Below are 17,475 nucleotides of genomic sequence, written 5' to 3' on the forward strand. Positions count from 1 at the left end.
GAGCCTCAGGTGCCCCGGACGCCTCGGTCGCCGGGGGAGTCTCGGGAGTCTCGGGACGAGGACGAGCGGGCCGAGCTGGAGCGGCTCCGGGCGGAGGTGACCCAGCTGCGCGCGGAGGTGGCGAGCGGCCCGGGGGGAGGACCGGCCGGCGGTTCGGCCGGCGGTTCGGCCGGGACCGTCGCGCCGCCGAGCGGCGGTCGCTGGCGCGCGGTGCTCGCGCCGATCCTCATCGCGCTCGGCTGCCTGCTCGCGATTCCGGCGACGGCGGCCGTCTGGCTGGACTCCGTCGTCACCGACACCGACCGGTACGTCGAGACCGTCGGCCCGCTGGCGCGCGACCCCGACATCGAGCGCGCCGTCACCAACCGCGTCACGACCCGGCTCATGCAGGAGATCGATGTGCCGGCCGTGGTGCAGGAGGCGTCGGACCTGCTCGCGTCACAGGGCGCACGGCCGCGGCTGACCACGACCCTCAGCGACCTGGCCGGGCCGATCAACGGCGCCGTCGAGGGCTGGGTGCACGACCAGGTCGGCACGGTCATCGCCAGCGACCGGTTCGCCGACCTCTGGACCCAGGCCAACCGCGCCGCCCACCAGGCCGTCGTGGCGGCGCTGACCGGGCAGAACGAGAACGGTGCCGTCCAGGTCGAGGGCAACACCGTCAGCCTGCAACTGGCGCCGATCGTCGAGGAGGCCAAGCAACGCCTCGTCGACGCCGGGTTCCAGCGCGCCGGGGCGATCCCGGACGTCGACATGACGCTGACGCTGTTCCAGTCCGACGACATCGAGAAGGCGCAGGCGGGCTTCCGGCTGATCGACCGCCTGGGTACCTGGCTGCCGGTCGTGGCGCTCGCGCTGATCGCGGCCGGCGTCCTGGTGGCGCGTGGCCGGCGGCGGGCGCTCATCGGCGCCGGCATCGGGTTGGCGGTGGCGATGCTCCTGCTGGGCGCCGCGCTGACGATCGCGCGTCCCCTCTACCTCGGGGCACTGCCCGCAGAGGTGAACGACGCGGCCGCGGGCGCCGTGTTCGACCAGGTCGTCTCGCTGTTGCGGACCACCCTGCGCACGGTGCTCGCCGCCGGTTTGGCGGTGGCGCTGGTCGCCTGGCTCTCCGGCCCGTCGACGCAGGCGGTCGGGGTGCGCCGCGGTGTCGCGCGGCTCGGCACGGTCGGCAGCGAGTGGGGCTGGCGCGACTCCGCCGCCATCGGCTGGCTGCGCGAGCACAAGCGCCCGGTCCAGGTCGCCGTCGCGATCGTCGCCGTGCTGGTGTTCACGTTCTGGAACTACCCGAACGCCGGCGTCGTCATCGGCATCCTGCTGGTCGCGGGGGCGCTGCTCGCGGCCATCGAACTGGCGACGGGTCCATCGGTGCCGCGGCCATCGAGTTGATCTTGTCGGTGGGTGCGGTTAAGATCATTTGCATGTTCGAATTCGCTGCTCCGCCTGAGGCTCCGCCGGACTTCGGTCCGCCGGACGCTGAGGGTTGGGCGGAGCCGCGCGACGCCGAGACGCGGGTCCTGTTGGACGAGCTGGCGGCGTCGTATGCGGAGGGTTCGTCGGCGGTGCTGGACATCGATGCGGCGTCGGTGGGTCCGGAGTTGGCGGCGTTGCTGGCCCGGCGCGATCCTGCTGCGGCGGGTGATGTGTTCGACGTGGTCGAACAGGTCGCCGGGTGGGTGCGGCAGGTCGCTCATGCCGAGGCCGGGCTGGCCCGGGCGTTGGCCGAGCTGGCCGCGCGGGCCGAGGTCCGACCGGCTTCGATGGGGACTGGGTATCGATCGGTGAACCCGGTGACGAACGCGGCGGTGGTGGTGGCCGGGCGGTGTCAGCTGACGGCCAAGCAGGCCGAGGGCCTGGTCGGACCCGCGGTCCAACTCCTGCGTGACTTCCCCGACACGTGGGCGGCGTGGTGGGCCGGGTTGATCGACTGGCGGCGAGTCCGGGCGATCCTGGACGAGCTGGGCGGGCAGGACCCCAGCGTGCGTTCCCGGGTGGAGGCGGTGGTGTTGCCGCGGGCGTCGCAGCTGGATTCGGTGGCGTTGCGGAAGCTGATCCGGCAGTTGCTGCACGAGCTCGCGCCGGTGTCGGCGGCGCAGCGGCACCAGGTCGCCCGCGACTCCCGCTATGTCGTGGTGACCCCGGCCAGTGATGGGATGGCGCAGCTGGAGGCCAGGTTGCCGGCCGAGGATGCCGCCGCCCTGAACACCGCGCTGAACGCCGCCGCCGCGGACTTGAAGCGTGCCGATGCTGCGGCGGGTGGGCCGGTCAGGTCGAAGGACCAGCGCCGCGCCGACGCGCTCGCCGAACTCGGGTGGGCCGCGCTGACGGCGTGTGCCGACGGCGCCACCGGCCACGCGATGTTCGGCCGTGCGGCTGACACGACCGCACCTGGCGACATCACCACCGGTCCTGCCGGCCTGGCCGGTCACGCCGCGTCTGCCGACTCCGCCACGGCCACGGCCACGGCCAGGGCAGCGACCAACGCGCCGAAACGGCGGGCGCGGCCGGTGAGCGTGCACGTCACCATCCCGTTCGGGTCGCTCGTCGGGCTGACCGACGAGCCGGGCGAGCTCGAGGGCTACGGGCCCATCACCGCCCAGGTCGCCCGCACCCTGGCCGAAGAAGGCGTGTGGACGTGGTTGAAGACCGACCCCGGCACCGGGCACCTGCTCGACATGGGCCGCACGAGGTATCGGCCGTCCCAGGCGCTGGCCGACTTCATCACCGCCCGGGATCGGACCTGCCGGATGCCCGGCTGCCACCGCCCCGCCCGCGGCAGCGACATCGACCACATCAAGGAGTTCGCCAAGGGCGGGACCACCTGCGCGGCGAACTGCCACACCCTGTGCGAGACCCACCACCTGCTCAAGCACCGCGGCGGGTGGACCGTCACCCGAGGGCCTGACGGCACCACCCGATGGCGAAGTCCCACCGGACACATCTTTCGAAGACCGCCGGAACGGATCGGGCCGGTCGGGGTGAGACCTCACGTGGCGGCGCCGTCCGGGCCGTCGGTCACCAGACCCTCGTAAAGCCTCACGCCGACAGTCCGGCGACGGCGTCACCGATCAGCTTCGCGCCGATCACCAGCAGGACGACGGTGAGCACGGCCGCGTTGTGCCGGGCCAGCCAGCTCTTCAGCTGCGCGAGCAACCTGGCTGCTCGTGCGCCCATCACCAGGTCGATCACGACCGGCAGCCCCGGTCCCAGCCCGCCGATCACCACGAACACCGCCAACGCCACCGCCTGCGACCCCGCCGACGCGCCGGTCTGCGCGATCGCAGCCGCCGCCGCGATCGTCAGCATGAGGTTCTTCGGGTTCGCCGCCGACAATGCGGCGCCCAGACCAAACGCCTTTCCAGCGGTCCACGAGTCCAGCGCCGACATCCACCCCGGCAGCCCACCGTCGTCCGAAGGTCGCGTGCGCCACGTGCGGAGCGCCAGCAGCAGCACCAGCACACCGAGCGCCAGCTTCACCCACGACACCCAGTCCGCGGGCTCCCCGTCGTCGCCCGGCCCGAGCGCTCCCGCGACCAGCAGCACGACCGTCCCGACTACCGCGAGTCCCAGCAGCCAGCCGGCCAGGAAGGCCGGCCCGTTCGACCGGCCGCGCGTGCCGCCCAGCATCAGCACGACGGCGACGATCGGCAGCGGGCTCAACGCGACCCCGACGCCCAGCGGCAGCACCGCCCCGATCGCCTGGCCCATGCGCCGTATCGTCGTGGCGGCCGCCCGGGCCCGTCGTCACCCGGGCGGGGTGAGCCCCGGCCCCGGCCCGGCGCCGACCACGGCCGCACACCGGCTCGGGAGTTCGGCGGTTCGCGGCACTGCGGTCGCGGCGACCTCACCCGGAGAAGGTGAGGCCCACGGCCACACGCCCGCCCGACGATGAGGCGGACGCGCGCCAGGCCCGCACAGAGGGAGCGACCAGACCGCGGCGGGCTCCCGTGGCGCGCCGAACACGAGCCACCCACCGGAGTGAGGAGACACTCATGGCCACGTTCACCGTCTGGAAGTTCGAGGACCCGACCGGCGCCGACCGCGCGGAGCAGCTGCTCGAGAGCCTGCAGAAGCAGGAGCTCATCCAGGTGCACGACGCCGCCACCGTGTCGTGGCCGCCGGACAAGAAGAAGCCGAAGACCCGTCAGGCCAACAGCATGACGAAGGTCGGCGCGCTGGGCGGCGCCTTCTGGGGGCTGCTCTTCGGCCTGCTGTTCTTCATCCCGCTGCTCGGCGCCGCGGTCGGCGCGGCCGCCGGCGCGCTGGGCGGGTCGCTGAGCGACGTCGGCATCGACGACGGGCTCATCAAGCAGATCCGCGAGAAGGTCACGCCCGGGACGTCCGCGCTCTTCGCGCTCACCAGCGGCGCCGTGCAGGACAAGGTGCTGCAGGCGTTCGAGGAGTCGGGCCTGAAGCCGGAGCTCGTCCAGTCGAACCTCTCCGCCGAGCAGGAGCAGAAGCTGCGCGACGCGTTCGCCGAGGGCGAGTGACCTCACGAGCACGGCGGGCCGGAACCGCATTCGGGGGAACGGTTCCGGCCCGCCGTCCTGCGCTGGGACGCCACGGCGCCGCCCGGACATCTCTCTACGACAATGTCCTCGCGGAGAGAGGGAGCCAGTGGCGAGCACGACGAGAGCGCCAGACCACACCGACCAGCACCTGACCTCGCGCCGGCAACGGTTCGAGGCCCTGTTCACCGCTCATTCGTCGACGGTGCTCGCGTACGCGCTGCGGAGGGTCGACGTCGCCGCCGACGCGGCGGACATCGCCGCCGAGACGTTCGTCGTGGTCTGGCGCCGCATCGACGACGTCCCCGCGGCCGACGAGGCACGACTCTGGCTGTACGGGGTCGCCCGGCGTGTCCTCGCCAACCACAGCCGGAGCGACCGGCGCCGGCACCTCCTGGCCGGCCGGCTGCGCGACCACCTCGCCACCGAGGCCCGGGCGCAGCGTCCCGGCGACGACGAGCCCGAGGTCGAGATCGTCCGGGCCGCCCTCGCGCGCCTCCACGCGGCCGATCGCGAGCTCATCGAGCTGACCAGCTGGGAGGGCCTGACGCCCACCGAGGCGGCCGCCGTCCTGATGGTGGCGCCGTCGTCCCTGCGCAGCCGACTCCACCGCGCCCGGCAACGCCTGCGCGTCGAGCTCGAAGCGCTCGGCTGGACCGCGCCTCGCACCCCCGATGACCAGCTCGACGACCAGGAGGAATCGTGACCGACCCCATGACCGCGCTGGTCCGCCGGGCCGCGCAGCGCAGCGACGACCAGATCGCCGCCCTCACGGGCAGCGCCGCCGAGACGGACCTGATGACCCGCATCCTCGCCGAGCCGGCGCCACTGCCCGCCGGTGGCCGCGTCCGGCGGCCGCGCCGCCGGGCCCGCCGGATCGGCACGCTCGCGGGGCTCGCCGCCGCGGCGTCCGTCGCCGTCACCGCCTTCGTGGCCGTCCAGAGCGACGACGGCGACCGAGTGGCCTGGGCGGCGGAGGCGATCGCGCTGGCCGACGACACCCCGCGGTTGCTCATCGAGGCCGACGGCTGGCAGGTCGAGGACACCCAGCAGGTGACCGAGGAACGCGGCAGCATGACGTTCACGAACGGTGACCGCGAGCTGTACCTCGACTGGACTACCACGGTGGACCTCGCCGAGGTCGTCGCGAACCGCGAGGAGAACGGGTGGGTGGGCGAGCCGGCGATCGTGATGGGCCGCGAGGCGGTCTCGTTCGAGTGGCCGGACGGCCAGCGGAACACCTACTGGCAGCAGGGCGACGCCGTGGTGGAGCTGATGACCTGGAGGTCGCCGATGGACGACGACGAGTACGCCGCGCTCCTCGACGCACTCTCGCAGGTCGATGCCGAGACGTGGCTGTCGGCGCTGCCCGGCACGGTGGTCCGGCCCGACGACGCCGCCGCCGTGATCGGCGAGATGCTGGCCGGGGTGGCACTGCCGGATGGTGTCGCCGTCGCCCCGCCCGCGGGGGCGATGACCCGCGACCAGCTGGCCGGCATCGTCGAGGCGGATGCGCGGTGCGCGTGGATCGAGGAGTGGATCCGTGCCACCGGCGCCGGCGACGCAGCCGCAGTGACCACCGCCGCGACCGCGTTGAGCGGCGCCCGCGACTGGCCCGTTCAGGACGAGGCCAGGCCGCTCGAGGCCTCGATCTGGGCCGCCGTCGACCAGCTCGTCGAGGACGGCGTACTGGTCGGCGGCCACGAGACGGTCATCGAGGGCGATACCCCGTTCGAGGGCTGGCGGGTCCAGTACCAGTGCCTCGGCCGCGGCTGACCGCCGACGCCGTCAGCTCCGGCTCAGGATGCCCGACCTCGCGATCGCCCAGATGACGAAGATGTCGATGGCGATGATCAGCAGCGCCCAGAACGGGTAGTACGGGATGAAGAAGAAGTTGCTGATCGCGCTCACGACGGCGAGTCCGATCGCGATCCCGCCGGCGATCGCACTGCCGGTGAACAGGTAGAACCCGGCCAGCGCGATGAGCACGCCGATGATCAGGTGCACCCAGCCCCAGGCGGTCGTGTCCAGGTCGAAGGTGTAGTTCGGCAGCACGACGTAGAAGGTGTCGTCGATGATCGCGGCGAGTCCCTCGAACGCCTGGAACACGCCGATGATGATCATCATCGTGGCGGCGAAGATCACTCCGCCGGTCGCCCAGCCGGACGGCTGCTTGTCTCTGATCTCGTTCGGCGACGTTCGGAAGTCGGTCATGGCTCTCCTCCTGCGCACAGGTGGGGACGTCCCCGCAGCTCACCATCGCGAAGGGGGAGAGCCGGGGCATCACCCCCGCGGGGTGATCTCCGCGCAGCGGCCACCCCGGGTCGGCCGGGACGGCGGCCGCGGGCGTCCTCGTGGGCCTCGGCGGCGCCGTGCTGGTGCTGACGGCGCTGGCGCGGAAGTGGCCGCGCCGGTGGCAGTGGCTGGTGGTCGCGGTCGTGCTCGCCGCGGACGTGGCGGTGCTCATGCTGCTGCTCTGAGCCGGCGTCACTCCGCGAGGGTCAGCTCGACCTCGACGACGTCGCCGTGGTCGACGCGCTCGGCGGTGCGGACCGCCTTCTTCACCGGCAGGACATAGCAGCCGGACGCGGCCTCGGGGAAGATCGAGGTGGACCACGAGGTGCGGCCCAGCCTCACCTTCACCCGCAGCGAACCGAACCCCGGGCGGCGCGGACGGGGCAGCTCCTTGATGTCGGCGGACACGTCGGCCGGCAGCGTCACGAACGTCCACGAGCCCTCGCCGTCGTGCGGCCACAGCTCCGCCGCGAACGTGTACGTCTGGTCCACCCGCCAAGGATGGCACCCGCCGCCGACAGTCAGCGGTAACGGGACGACCGCGCCGCCAGCCGGGCCGACACGTCCGCCGCCAGCAGCGCGAGCAGTTCCTGCTCGAGGGCGGCGCCGACCCGGCGGACGAAGGCGGCCGGCTCGTCGGCGGCATCGGGGTGCTCGGGGACGACGCGGTCGGCGATGCCGTCGCGGACCAGGGCGGCCGCACCGATCGCCTGCTCGTCGGCGACGACGGCCGCCCGCGACGGCGACCCGTGCAGGATCTCGGCGGCCCCCTCGGGCGGGAGCGGCGCCAGCCAGCCGTGCTGGGCCACGAGCACGCGGTCGGCCGGGAGCAGCGCGAGCGCCGTCCCGCCGCCACCCTGCCCGAGCAGTACGCACACCGTGGGGGAGCGCAGCGCCACCAGGTCGGCCAGGCACAGCGCGATGCCGCCGGCCAGCCCGCCCTCCTCGGCCTGCCGGGTCGGCGGCGCGCCGGGGGTGTCGACGACGGTGACGAGCGGCAGCCCGAGCTCGGCGGCGATCCGCATGCCGCGCATGGCCTCACGCAGGCCGGCCGGCCCGAGCACCACGTCCGCGGCGTGGCCGCGCCGGTCCTGGCCCAGCACCACGCAGGGCGCCCGGCCGAACCGCGCCAGCGCCAGCACGAGCGCGTCGTCGTGCTCGCCGGCCCCCGTGCCGCTGAGCAGCGTGACGTCCGACGCGGCCAGCTTGAGCAACGCCCGCACACCGGGCCGGCCGGAACGGCGGGAGCGCACGACGGAGTCCCAGGTGCCGGTCGGTGCGAGGGCCGGCTCCGCCGGCACCGGGGTCGGCAGCGTGAGCTCCTCCGCCACCTCGCCCGACAGCACCGACAGCACCCGGATCGCCACCTCGCGGAGGTCGTCGGGCGGCAGGACGGCGTCGATGAGGCCGTGCGCGTGCAGGTTCTCGGCCCGCTGGACGCCGGCGGGCAGCTCGCGACCGTAGATCGCCCGCTGCACCCGCGGCCCCAGGAGGCCCACCAGCGCGCCGGGCTCGGCCGCCGTCACGTGCCCGAGTGACCCCCACGAGGCCAGCACGCCGCCCGTCGTCGGGTGGCGCAGGTACACCAGGTACGGCAGCCCGGCCGACCGGTGCACTGCAAGGGCGGACGCGATGCCGGCCATCTTGACGAAGGCTCGCGTGCCCTCCTGCAGCCTGGTCCCGCCGGACGCGGGGGAGGCGAGCAGCGGCAGCCGTTCCGCCGTCGCACGCTCCACCGCAGCGACCACACGGGCGCTCGCCGTCAGGCCGATGGAGCCGGCGAGGTAGCCGAACTCGCTGGCCACGACGGCGACCGCGCGGCCGCCGATGGCGCCCTGGCCGGTGACCACGGACTCGGGCGGCGCTTCGGCGTCCCACGGCCGCCAGCTGCCGCCGTCGAGGACCCGCTCGATGAGATCGCCGGATTTGATCATATATGACCCCCTTGTGCCCAAGGAGAATCAGATCATATATTGTTCGCCGTGGCGACGATGACGTTGCGGATCTACGACTCGGTCCGGGAGCGGATCCTCAAGGGGGAGCTGGCTCCGGGCAGCAGGCTGGTCATCAGGTCGCTGGCGCTCGAACACGAGACCAGCGACATACCGATCCGCGAGGCGCTGCGCATGCTGGAGCGCGACGGGCTGGTCGAGATCCGCCCGTACCGCGGCGCCCGGGTGGTGAACCTGTCGCCGGAGGAGATCGAAGAGGGCTACCTCATCCGCGGTCACCTCGAGAGCCTGGCCACGCGGACGGCGGTCGGCCACCTCACCGACCAGCACTTCGCCCAGCTCGACCGGTGCCTGCGCGACATGGGCAAGGCGCTCGACCGCGGCGACGGCCTGGGCTATGCGGAGATCAACCGCGAGTTCCACGGCCTGATCTTCAGCGCGTCGCCGCACCGGCGCCTGCAGGAGCTCATCGAGAACATCTGGGACGGCCAGCGCGGCTACCAGATGGTGTTCCGGCTCGCGCCGGACTGGCAGTGGACGTCGTACCAGGAGCACCAGCAGATCGTGCAGGCCCTGCGCGAAGGCGACGCCGACGCCGCGGCCGAGATCGCGCTGGAGCACAAGCTGGCCGCCGGCCGGGCGCTCATCGCCGGCATCCGCGAGGATCTCGCGGCCCGAGCCGAGGAGGGCGCGTGACCGGCACGCCGCACGACACGGGATGGCCCGACGGCCACCGCGCCGCCGTCGTCTTCAACGTCGCCTACGAGCTGTGGCCCGACGGCGTCGCCCCCGGCTTCAGCCCCATGGGCAACCCGCTGCCGCCCGGCGCGTTCGACACCCAGGCCGCCGACTGGGCGTCCTACGGGTGGAAGCAGGGCATCTGGCGCATCCTCGACGTGCTGGCCCGCCACGACGTCCGGGCGACCGTCTTCACCAGCGCTCGCGCCGCCGAGGTGGCACCGGACACCGTCCGGGCCATCGTCGACGGCGGCCACGACCTCTGCGCGCACAGCTACACCCAGGACGTCCTCCCGGTCCTGCTGGACGAGGACGCCGAGCGCGAGCACATCGCGCTCTGCACGGCACTGCTCGAACCGTTCACGGGGGCACCGATCGAGGGCTGGCTCAGCCCGCGCTGCACGCCGAGCGTCAACACCCGCCGGCTGCTGGCCGAGGCCGGCTTCGGCTGGCACGGCGACTGCTTCGACCAGGACCTGCCGTACCTCGACACCGCGGGCGATCGGCCGATCGTCGCGATGCCGATGACCATGGAGGTCAACGACCTGCCGCTGTACCTGCGGCACGGCAACCCGCCACGCGCCTACTACGACGTCTTCGCCGAGGCCTTCGGCGCCGCGCTCGACGGCGGCACCGGGCACGTCGACGTCACGGTCCACCCGCACGTCTTCGGGCGCCCGTTCGGCGCCCGCATCCTCGAAGAGATCATCCGGCTGGTGACCGCCCGCGACGACGTCTGGGTCACCACCAAGAGTGCCCTCGCGCAGCGGGTCCGGACCGGACCGCACGCCGCCGCGGGCCGCTAGTCACCTCTCCGCGCTCACGGGGGGCGCGTCGCTCGTCAGTACGGGTTCCATCTCGCCCGGCCGCACCCTGCGCGGCCGCAGCGTGCTCGAAAGCATGCCTGAGAGGAGTGGAAGATGACTGATGCCAGGATCGACGTGGCGAGCCCGCACCTCGCGGGCGGCCGCGGCGAGCCGTCCCCGCCGGCCGGAGCCTCGAAGCCGTGGTGGCACCGCGCCGGGCTGACGACGAGCCGCCGGCGGGCGTTGATCTCGCTGCTGGTCGGGGTCGCGATCTGGGAGTTCGTTGCCCGGGTGCTGGTCGACGGCAGCCTGTTCTTCGTCCCGCTCACCGACGTCGTCCGGGCCGGCTACGACCTCACCCTGACCGGTGAGCTGCAGCACCACGCCTGGGTGAGCTTCCAGGAGTTCTTCTACGGCATCATGCTGGCGGTCGTCGTCGGCGTCCCGCTGGGCATGGCGGTCGGCATCAGCGCCCGGGTCCGCGACTACGTGCAGCCGTGGATCTCCGGGTTCTACTCGACGCCGCTGATCGCGCTGGCGCCACTGTTCATCCTCTGGCTGGGCATCGGCATCGTGTCGAAGGTCGCCGTGGTGTTCGCGATGGCGCTGTTCCCGATCACCATCAACACGACCGCGGGCATCAAGAACACCGACCAGGACCTCATCGACGTCGCCCGCGCCTTCGGGTACTCGCGCTCGGACATCTTCCGCAAGGTCCTGCTGCCGTCGGCGCTGTCGTTCATCGTCACCGGCTTCCGCCTCGCCGTCGGCCGCGGCATCGTCGCCGTCGTCGTCGCGGAGTTCTTCGGCTCCCGCGGCGGGCTGGGCTACCTGATCCTCGTCTCGAGCCAGTCCTTCGCGATGGACCGGCTGCTGCTGGCGGTCCTGCTGCTCGCGTTCACCGGCGTCATCGGAATCGGGCTGGTCGGACGGCTGGAGCGCCGGCTCGCCCCCTGGCGGGAGGACATGACGGTATGACGACGACACCCATGGTCAGCATCCGGGACTTCCGGCTGGTCCGGCAGACCCGCAACGGCTCGCTGCTGGTGCTCGACGACGTCAGCTTCGACGTCGCCGACCGCGAGTTCGTCGCCATCGTCGGGCCCAGCGGCTGCGGCAAGACCACGCTGCTCAAGTCCATCGACGGGCTGATCCCGCGCACGTCCGGCGAGATCACCGTCAACGGCACCGTCGTCGACAAGCCGGGGCCGGACCGCGGGTTCGTCTTCCAGATGGACTCGCTGTTCCCCTGGCGGACGGTGCTCGCGAACATCCGGCTCGGGCTCGAGGCCCGCGCCGGCGACCGCGCCACGAAGAACCGGATCGCCCGCGACCTCGCCGCGCTGGTGGGGCTGCAGGGCTTCGAGGAGCACTACCCGCACCAGCTGTCCGGCGGCATGCGCCAGCGGGTGAACGTGGCCCGCGCGCTCGCCGTCGACCCCCAGGTCCTGCTGATGGACGAGCCGTTCAGCAGCCTCGACGCGCAGACCCGCGAGGTGCTGCAGGAGGAGCTGCTGCGCATCTGGTCCGAGCGCAGCAAGACCGTCATCTTCGTCACGCACCAGATCGACGAGGCCGCCTACCTGGCCGACCGCGTCATCGTGCTCAGCGCCCGGCCCGGCCGCGTGCGCGCCAGCATCCCGATCGAGCTGCCCCGGCCGCGGACGCTCGAGCTCAAGAGGACCCCAGAGTTCATCGCGATCGTGGACCGGATCTGGCAGGAGATCGAGCTCAACGACTCCGGCCGGTCCGCCCGCGACGCCGACGACACCCAGGAAGCGAGGGTGAACCATGCGTAGGACGACGATGTTCGCGGCACTGGTCGCATCGATCCTGCTCGCCGCGGCCTGCTCGGGCTCGGGCGACGGCGACGGCGACAGCGCCGACGCGGGCGGGGGTGACGGCGCGACGGCGGAACCGTCGGCCCCCGCCGAGGACGAGCCCACCGAGTACCCCACGGAGGAGCTGCTGATCGGCTTCGCCGCCCCCAACCAGGTCTACTCGGCCGTGTACGTGGCCATGGACCAGGGCTTCTTCGCCGACGAGGGCTTCGACGCCGAGGTCGTGCTGACGCAGAGCTCCACGGGCGCCGTCCAGCAGGCGGCCGCCGGATCGGTGCAGTTCGCCGGCGCCACCCCCGACGCCGCCATCTTCGGCATGCAGCAGGGCGCCCCGGTGACCATCGTGTCGTCGACCATCAAGGGCTCCCCGCTGAGCGTCGTCGGCGGCCCCGACGTCACCGACTGGGAGGACCTGCGCGGCCAGACGATCGGCGTCTCGGCACTCAAGGGCGGCGAGATCGCGCTGCTGCGCCAGCTGCTGTCCGAGCACGGCCTGGAGGAGGGCGACGACTACGACGTCATCGTCTCCGGCGCCACCCCGGCGAAGGCGGCGGCGCTGAGCGAGGGCTCCGTGGCCGCCGCGGTGCTGTTCAGCCCGACCGACTACGCCCTCGAGGCCCAGGGATTCAACATCCTCGGCTCGACGGCCGAGCTGGAGACCGCGGACCAGATGCCGCTGATCGTCTACCTGGTGAACGACGACTGGGTGGGCGACAACGACCGCGGCGAGCGACTGGGCCGGGTGCTCGTGCGGGCCAACGAGTGGCTGCAGGACCCGGCCAACCGGGACGAGGCCGTCGAGATCTTCGCCGCCGCCGCCGACCAGGCCCCCGAGCACGTCGCCGCCACCTACGAGCTGTGGTTCGACGAGTTCGGCATCGGCACCCCGGACGGCCAGGTCACGGCCGAGGAGATCCGGACGACGCTGGAGATGATGGCCGCCGACGGCGACGTCCCGGAGCCGCTGCCCGATCCGGGGGAGTTCATCGACCCCAGCTACATCGAGAACGCGATCCAGTCCGGCGCCGCGAACTGAAGGAGCCCAGATGCGCTTCGTGACCTATGACCGTGACGGTACCCCGCAGCCGGCCGTGCTCCGCGGCGCCGAGCTCGTCGACCTCGACGTGCCCCGGATCCTGGACGTGATCCGCCTCGGCGACGACGGGCTCCGGCTGGCGGCGGCCGCCCTGGACCGCCCGGCGAGCGCCGTCCTCGACGACGTCCACCTGCTGTCCCCGATCCCCGAGCCCGAGCGGTTCGTCCTGGCCACCGGCTGGAACTACCTCGAGCACTTCAACGAGGGCATCGGCAAGCGGAACGACACGGTCGTGGAGCTCCCGGAGTTCCCGAGCTTCTTCGCCAAGGCCGACACCACCGTCATCGGGCCGCGCGACCCGCTGCCCTACGACGCCGCGCTGACCGAGCAGCTCGACGGCGAGGGCGAGATCGCCGTCGTCATCGGGATCGGCGGCCGCAACATCCCGGTCGACCAGGTGCCCCGGCACCTGTTCGGCTACACCCTGGCCAACGACGTCACGGCCCGCGACATCCAGCGCCGGCACGGCGGGCAGTGGCTCAAGGGCAAGAGCGTCGACGGCACGTGCCCGCTGGGCCCGGCGCTGGTGACGCCGGACGAGCTGGACCCGCAGGTCCCGCTCGACCTCACCTACAGCGTCAACGGCGAGGTCATGCAGGACGCCACCACGGACCTCATGATCTTCACGATCGCCGAGCTGGTCTCGTCGTTGTCCGAGGCCATGACGCTGCAACCGGGGGACATCCTGCTCACCGGCACGCCCGCCGGCGCCGGCTACGCCAGGAACCCGCCGATGTTCCTGGCTCCCGGCGACGAGGTGGTCGTGGCCAGTTCCGCCCTGGGCGAGCTGCGCAACCGGGTCGTGGAGCAGTCGCTGACGACGTACACGCCGCACGCCGCGCAGTCCGCGGCCGAGGTGTAACGCAGACCCGATTTCCATTCACGCACGCCGCGACGATGCGGCGTGAGAGGGAGGCTCGTGATGAGTCGACGTGATCTGAGCCGCCGCGGGTTCCTCGGCGCGGCGGGAGCGGCCGGAGTGACGGCGGCAGGGCTCGGCAGTGCGGCACTGGCGAACGCGGTGAGCCCAGCGGCCGCCGCGGCCGCCGGTGCCGGCCGCGAGGGCTCCGGCGTCGGACTGGCGCTGGTGAACGGCCGGATCCACACCTTCGACGGCACCGACCGCGTGGTCAGCCAGGTGCTGATCCAGGACGGCCGGTTCGCGAAGGTCGGCAGCATCGGAGGGGGCGGCGGCCGGTTCGAGGTGATCAACCTGCGCGGCCGCACCGTCATCCCCGGCCTGATCGACAACCACGTGCACTTCGTCCGCATCGGGCAGGCGGCCGGCTACGACATGCGCCGGCTCGAGACCGCCTTCTCGATCGACGAGGTGCAGCAGGTCGTCGCCGACACCGCGGCGGACGTCGAGCCGGGGGAGTTCCTCACCGGGCTGCGCGGCCTGGCCCGCCGGCAGTGGTCGGCGCCGGCCCGGCACCTGACCCGGTTCGAGCTGGACGAGGCCGCGCCGGAGCACGCCGTCGTGATCTCCGAGGGGACGAACGGCCAGACCAACACCCTGGGCCGGGACCGGCTGCGGGCGCTGGGCGTCACCGTCAGCGACGCTGGCGCGGTCAACGACGACCAGGCGTACCTGGCGATGGCCCGGTTCATCACGCTGGAGACGAAGAAGCGCGAGCTGCTGCGGGCGGCCGAGTACGCGCTGTCGGTCGGGCTCACCGGCTTCATCGACGAGCACGGCAACATCCTCCCGGAGGGCACGGCCGGTTTCCTCGACCGCATCACCGGGCACGACCACATCCTCGACCTGTGGCGGAACGGGCAGCTGCCGGTGCGCGTGCGGGCCCGCTTCGGCGTCCGCGACGCGCACTCCGGCGGCACCGACGCGCCGTCGCTGATCGAGACCTACGCCGCCAACCGCTGGGAGCTGCTCGGCGACGCGATGTTCCGCCAGGCCGGCATCGGCGAGTGGGCGCCTCGCGGCGACAACTACCAGTACTCGCTGCGCACCATCGCGAGCCGCCCGATCCAGTACCAGCAGCACCTCATCTCGACGGCGGAGATCCAGGCGCACCTCGACGCCGTCCAGCAGTTCGCCGACGAGCACCCGGACGTGAACGTGGGCGACCTGTACTGGAGCATGGGCCACATCGACGGCCTGACGGTGCCGCAGATCGAGCACTCGAACCGGCTGGGGATCGGGCTAATCCCGCAGGGCTGGTCGTACCTCACCGGCAACGGCGCGGGCCCGGACTTCCGCTCGATCGTCGACCTCGCCGAGGTCCCCGTCGGCACCGGCACCGACGGCGCCCGGGTCGCGCCGCTGAACCCCTGGACGATGGTCTACTACATGACCACCGGCCGGAACAGCGGCGGCGCCCTGGTCAACGACGGCCGGCAGGTCACCCGGCACGAGGCGCTGAAGCTCTACGCCGGGCCGCAGCAGGGCTGGTTCTGCAAGGAGCCGGACCTCATGGGAGGCATCGCCGAGGGCCGCTACGCCGACCTCGCCGTGCTCTCGGCCGACGTCTTCGACACCCGGGCCGTCCCGGACACGAAGCTGCGGACCATGGGCTCCGTGCTGACCGTCGTCGACGGCGTCGTCCGGCACGACGCCGGCGTCCTGTAGGGGGTGCGTGATGGGAACACGACGACGCCGGCTGAGCCGGCGCGGATTCCTCGGCGCGGCGGGCGCGGCAGGAGTGACGGCGGCCGGCCTGGGCATCGCCACGGCCACGGCCGGCGCCGCGTCCGCGGCCGGCGCCGGCCGGGTCGGCTCCGGCATCGACCTCGCGCTGGTCAACGGGCGCATCCACACGCTCGACGACCAGGACACCGTCGTCAGTCAGGTGCTCATCCGCGACGGGCGGATCGCCCAGGTCGGCAGCATCGGCGGCGCCGGCCAGCGCTACGAGATCGTGAACCTACGGGGGCGCACGGTCGTCCCCGGCCTGATCGACAACCACGTCCACTTCATCCGCATCGGGCAGGCGGTCGGGCACGACGTCCGGGCGCTCGAGACGGCGTTCTCCGTCGAGGCCGCCCAGCAGGTCGTCGCGGCGACGGCCGCCACCGTCGCGCCGGGGGAGTTCCTGACGGCCCTGGCCGGCATCGCGCCGCGCCAGTTCGGTCCCGAGGGCCGGTTCCCGAACCGGGCCGAGCTCGACGAGGCCGCGCCCGAGCACCCCGTCGTCATCGCCACCACCGGCGCCGGGCAGACCAACACGCTGGGCCGGGACCGGCTGCGCGAGCTGGGCGTCACCGTCCTCGACGACGGCACCCTGCCCAACCAGCTCAACGCGTACACGGCCCTGGCGGCGTTCATCACCCAGGAGACGAAGCGGCGCGAGCTGCTCCGCGCCGCCGACTACGCGCTCTCGCTCGGCCTCACCACCTGTATGGACGACCACGGCTCGGCGGGCGGTCCGCCCGGGACACTGGACCGCGTGACCGGGCACGACCACTACCTCGACCTGGTCCGGGCCGGCACGCTGCACGTGCGCACCCGCTGCCGGTTCCCGGAGCAGAACGACCCCGCCGTGCTGCAGGAGATCGTGAACCACCGGTGGCGCGAGTTCGGCTCGGACCTGCACCAGATGAGCGGCATCGGCGAGTGGGCGCCGCGCGGCGCGAACTACCAGGCGTCCCTGCGGATCATGGCCGAGCGCGGGTTCCTGTACCACCAGCACCTCATCTCCACCCAGGAGATCCAGGCCCACCTCGACGCGATCCGGCAGTTCGTCACGTCGCGGCCGGATCTCCCGTCGCCGGCCGAGCTGCACTGGAGCCTCGGGCACATCAGCGGGCTCACCGAGGCGCAGGTGCACGAGGCCAACGAGCTGGGCGTGGGTCTGGCACCGCACGGCTGGCAGTACCTCACCGGCAACTCCGCGACGCCGAACTTCCGGATGATCCTCGACCTCGCCGAGGTGCCGGTCGGGACGGGGCTCGACGGCGCCCGCGTGGCGCCGCTGAACCCCTGGGCCGGCGTCTACTTCATGGCCACCGGCCGGCACAGCGGCGGGCAGATCGCCGGCGACGGCTCGCACGTCGTCAGCCGGACGGAGGCGATGCGGCTCTACGCCGGACCGCAGCAGGGCTGGTTCAGCAAGGAGGAGGACCGGCTCGGCGGCATCGGCGCCGGCCGGTTCGCCGACCTCGCCGTCCTGAAGGCCGACGTCTTCGACCCGCGCGCGGTCCCCGACGCGGCGATCCGTGAGATGAGCTCGGTGCTCACGATCGTCGGCGGGCGCGTGGTGCACGACGCCGGCATCGTGTGAG

At 72.7% G+C, this 17,475-nt stretch carries 18 protein-coding genes; 14 read left to right on the top strand and 4 right to left on the bottom strand.

Going from position 1 to position 17,475, the window contains the following annotated elements:
• Positions 1–9: 9 nt before the first annotated feature.
• Complete coding sequence (locus tag HD601_RS17725) at positions 10–1,389, top strand: hypothetical protein (RefSeq protein WP_184824031.1); 1,380 nt, start codon at positions 10–12, stop codon at positions 1,387–1,389.
• A gap of 8 nt (positions 1,390–1,397) precedes the next feature.
• Positions 1,398–3,032, top strand: a complete 1,635-nt coding sequence (locus HD601_RS17730) for an HNH endonuclease signature motif containing protein (protein WP_343076508.1) — start codon at positions 1,398–1,400, stop codon at positions 3,030–3,032.
• A 4-nt stretch (positions 3,033–3,036) separates the two neighbouring features.
• Here HD601_RS17730 and HD601_RS17735 read toward each other — a convergent pair whose 3' ends face one another.
• Positions 3,037–3,708, bottom strand: coding sequence for a GAP family protein (locus HD601_RS17735; protein ID WP_184824034.1), 672 nt, complete (start codon positions 3,706–3,708; stop codon positions 3,037–3,039).
• A 284-nt stretch (positions 3,709–3,992) separates the two neighbouring features.
• On the opposite strand from HD601_RS17735, the gene HD601_RS17740 reads away from it, so the two are divergent.
• The 3 genes from HD601_RS17740 (at position 3,993) to HD601_RS17750 (ending at position 6,284) form a co-directional block, all read left to right on the top strand.
• Entirely contained in the window at positions 3,993–4,490 is a 498-nt protein-coding gene (locus HD601_RS17740) for a DUF1269 domain-containing protein (RefSeq protein WP_184824036.1), read from the top strand.
• A gap of 127 nt (positions 4,491–4,617) precedes the next feature.
• A complete protein-coding gene (locus tag HD601_RS17745; RefSeq protein ID WP_221441075.1) occupies positions 4,618–5,214 on the top strand; it encodes a sigma-70 family RNA polymerase sigma factor in 597 nt (198 codons plus the stop codon).
• Positions 5,211–6,284 carry a hypothetical protein gene (locus HD601_RS17750; RefSeq protein WP_184824038.1) on the top strand — a complete coding sequence of 358 codons (1,074 nt, stop codon included), beginning with the start codon at positions 5,211–5,213 and terminating at the stop codon, positions 6,282–6,284. Before HD601_RS17745 ends, HD601_RS17750 begins: the two co-directional genes overlap by 4 nt.
• A 12-nt stretch (positions 6,285–6,296) precedes the next feature.
• On the opposite strand, the gene HD601_RS17755 is transcribed toward HD601_RS17750, so the two are convergent.
• Positions 6,297–6,722 carry a DUF7144 family membrane protein gene (locus HD601_RS17755; RefSeq protein WP_184824040.1) on the bottom strand — a complete coding sequence of 142 codons (426 nt, stop codon included), beginning with the start codon at positions 6,720–6,722 and terminating at the stop codon, positions 6,297–6,299.
• A 140-nt stretch (positions 6,723–6,862) separates the two neighbouring features.
• Here HD601_RS17755 and HD601_RS34875 point away from each other — a divergent pair, with 140 nt between their 5' ends.
• Positions 6,863–6,988 (top strand): hypothetical protein, encoded by a 126-nt coding sequence (locus HD601_RS34875; protein WP_281386317.1) that lies wholly within the window; start codon positions 6,863–6,865, stop codon positions 6,986–6,988.
• Positions 6,989–6,995: 7 nt separating this feature from the next.
• Here HD601_RS34875 and HD601_RS17760 read toward each other — a convergent pair whose 3' ends face one another.
• Positions 6,996–7,295, bottom strand: coding sequence for a DUF1905 domain-containing protein (locus HD601_RS17760; protein ID WP_184824042.1), 300 nt, complete (start codon positions 7,293–7,295; stop codon positions 6,996–6,998).
• Positions 7,296–7,324: 29 nt separating this feature from the next.
• Entirely contained in the window at positions 7,325–8,737 is a 1,413-nt protein-coding gene (locus tag HD601_RS17765) for a carboxyl transferase domain-containing protein (protein WP_184824044.1), read from the bottom strand.
• 57 nt (positions 8,738–8,794) lie between these two features.
• On the opposite strand from HD601_RS17765, the gene HD601_RS17770 reads away from it, so the two are divergent.
• The 8 genes from HD601_RS17770 (at position 8,795) to HD601_RS17805 (ending at position 17,474) form a co-directional block, all read left to right on the top strand.
• Positions 8,795–9,451 carry a GntR family transcriptional regulator gene (locus tag HD601_RS17770; RefSeq protein WP_246401456.1) on the top strand — a complete coding sequence of 219 codons (657 nt, stop codon included), beginning with the start codon at positions 8,795–8,797 and terminating at the stop codon, positions 9,449–9,451.
• Positions 9,448–10,299: a polysaccharide deacetylase family protein gene (locus HD601_RS17775; protein ID WP_184824048.1), complete on the top strand. Its 852-nt coding sequence runs from the start codon at positions 9,448–9,450 to the stop codon at positions 10,297–10,299. The genes HD601_RS17770 and HD601_RS17775 overlap by 4 nt, the downstream gene beginning before the upstream one ends.
• 114 nt (positions 10,300–10,413) lie before the next feature.
• Positions 10,414–11,277 (top strand): ABC transporter permease, encoded by an 864-nt coding sequence (locus HD601_RS17780; RefSeq protein ID WP_184824050.1) that lies wholly within the window; start codon positions 10,414–10,416, stop codon positions 11,275–11,277.
• Positions 11,274–12,098: an ABC transporter ATP-binding protein gene (locus HD601_RS17785; protein ID WP_184824052.1), complete on the top strand. Its 825-nt coding sequence runs from the start codon at positions 11,274–11,276 to the stop codon at positions 12,096–12,098. Before HD601_RS17780 ends, HD601_RS17785 begins: the two co-directional genes overlap by 4 nt.
• Entirely contained in the window at positions 12,091–13,176 is a 1,086-nt protein-coding gene (locus tag HD601_RS17790; RefSeq protein ID WP_184824054.1) for an ABC transporter substrate-binding protein, read from the top strand. The genes HD601_RS17785 and HD601_RS17790 overlap by 8 nt, the downstream gene beginning before the upstream one ends.
• 10 nt (positions 13,177–13,186) lie before the next feature.
• Entirely contained in the window at positions 13,187–14,098 is a 912-nt protein-coding gene (locus tag HD601_RS17795) for a fumarylacetoacetate hydrolase family protein (protein ID WP_184824056.1), read from the top strand.
• A 60-nt stretch (positions 14,099–14,158) separates the two neighbouring features.
• On the top strand, positions 14,159–15,823 hold the full coding sequence (locus tag HD601_RS17800) for an amidohydrolase family protein (RefSeq protein ID WP_184824058.1): 1,665 nt from the start codon (positions 14,159–14,161) through the stop codon (positions 15,821–15,823).
• A 10-nt stretch (positions 15,824–15,833) separates the two neighbouring features.
• Positions 15,834–17,474 carry an amidohydrolase family protein gene (locus HD601_RS17805; protein ID WP_184824060.1) on the top strand — a complete coding sequence of 547 codons (1,641 nt, stop codon included), beginning with the start codon at positions 15,834–15,836 and terminating at the stop codon, positions 17,472–17,474.
• Position 17,475: the final 1 nt, after the last annotated feature.

It is taken from the genome of Jiangella mangrovi (genome assembly GCF_014204975.1).
GTDB lineage: Bacteria > Actinomycetota > Actinomycetes > Jiangellales > Jiangellaceae > Jiangella > Jiangella mangrovi.

Coding starts and splice junctions, on each gene's coding strand:
- HD601_RS17735 (WP_184824034.1), bottom strand. CDS start 3,708: ATGGGCCAGGCGATCGGGGCGGTGCTGCCGCTGGGCGTCGGGGTCGCG.
- HD601_RS17785 (WP_184824052.1), top strand. CDS start 11,274: ATGACGACGACACCCATGGTCAGCATCCGGGACTTCCGGCTGGTCCGG.
- HD601_RS17800 (WP_184824058.1), top strand. CDS start 14,159: ATGAGTCGACGTGATCTGAGCCGCCGCGGGTTCCTCGGCGCGGCGGGA.
- HD601_RS17795 (WP_184824056.1), top strand. CDS start 13,187: ATGCGCTTCGTGACCTATGACCGTGACGGTACCCCGCAGCCGGCCGTG.
- HD601_RS17805 (WP_184824060.1), top strand. CDS start 15,834: ATGGGAACACGACGACGCCGGCTGAGCCGGCGCGGATTCCTCGGCGCG.
- HD601_RS17765 (WP_184824044.1), bottom strand. CDS start 8,737: ATGATCAAATCCGGCGATCTCATCGAGCGGGTCCTCGACGGCGGCAGC.
- HD601_RS17740 (WP_184824036.1), top strand. CDS start 3,993: ATGGCCACGTTCACCGTCTGGAAGTTCGAGGACCCGACCGGCGCCGAC.
- HD601_RS17790 (WP_184824054.1), top strand. CDS start 12,091: ATGCGTAGGACGACGATGTTCGCGGCACTGGTCGCATCGATCCTGCTC.
- HD601_RS17780 (WP_184824050.1), top strand. CDS start 10,414: ATGACTGATGCCAGGATCGACGTGGCGAGCCCGCACCTCGCGGGCGGC.
- HD601_RS17770 (WP_246401456.1), top strand. CDS start 8,795: ATGACGTTGCGGATCTACGACTCGGTCCGGGAGCGGATCCTCAAGGGG.
- HD601_RS17755 (WP_184824040.1), bottom strand. CDS start 6,722: ATGACCGACTTCCGAACGTCGCCGAACGAGATCAGAGACAAGCAGCCG.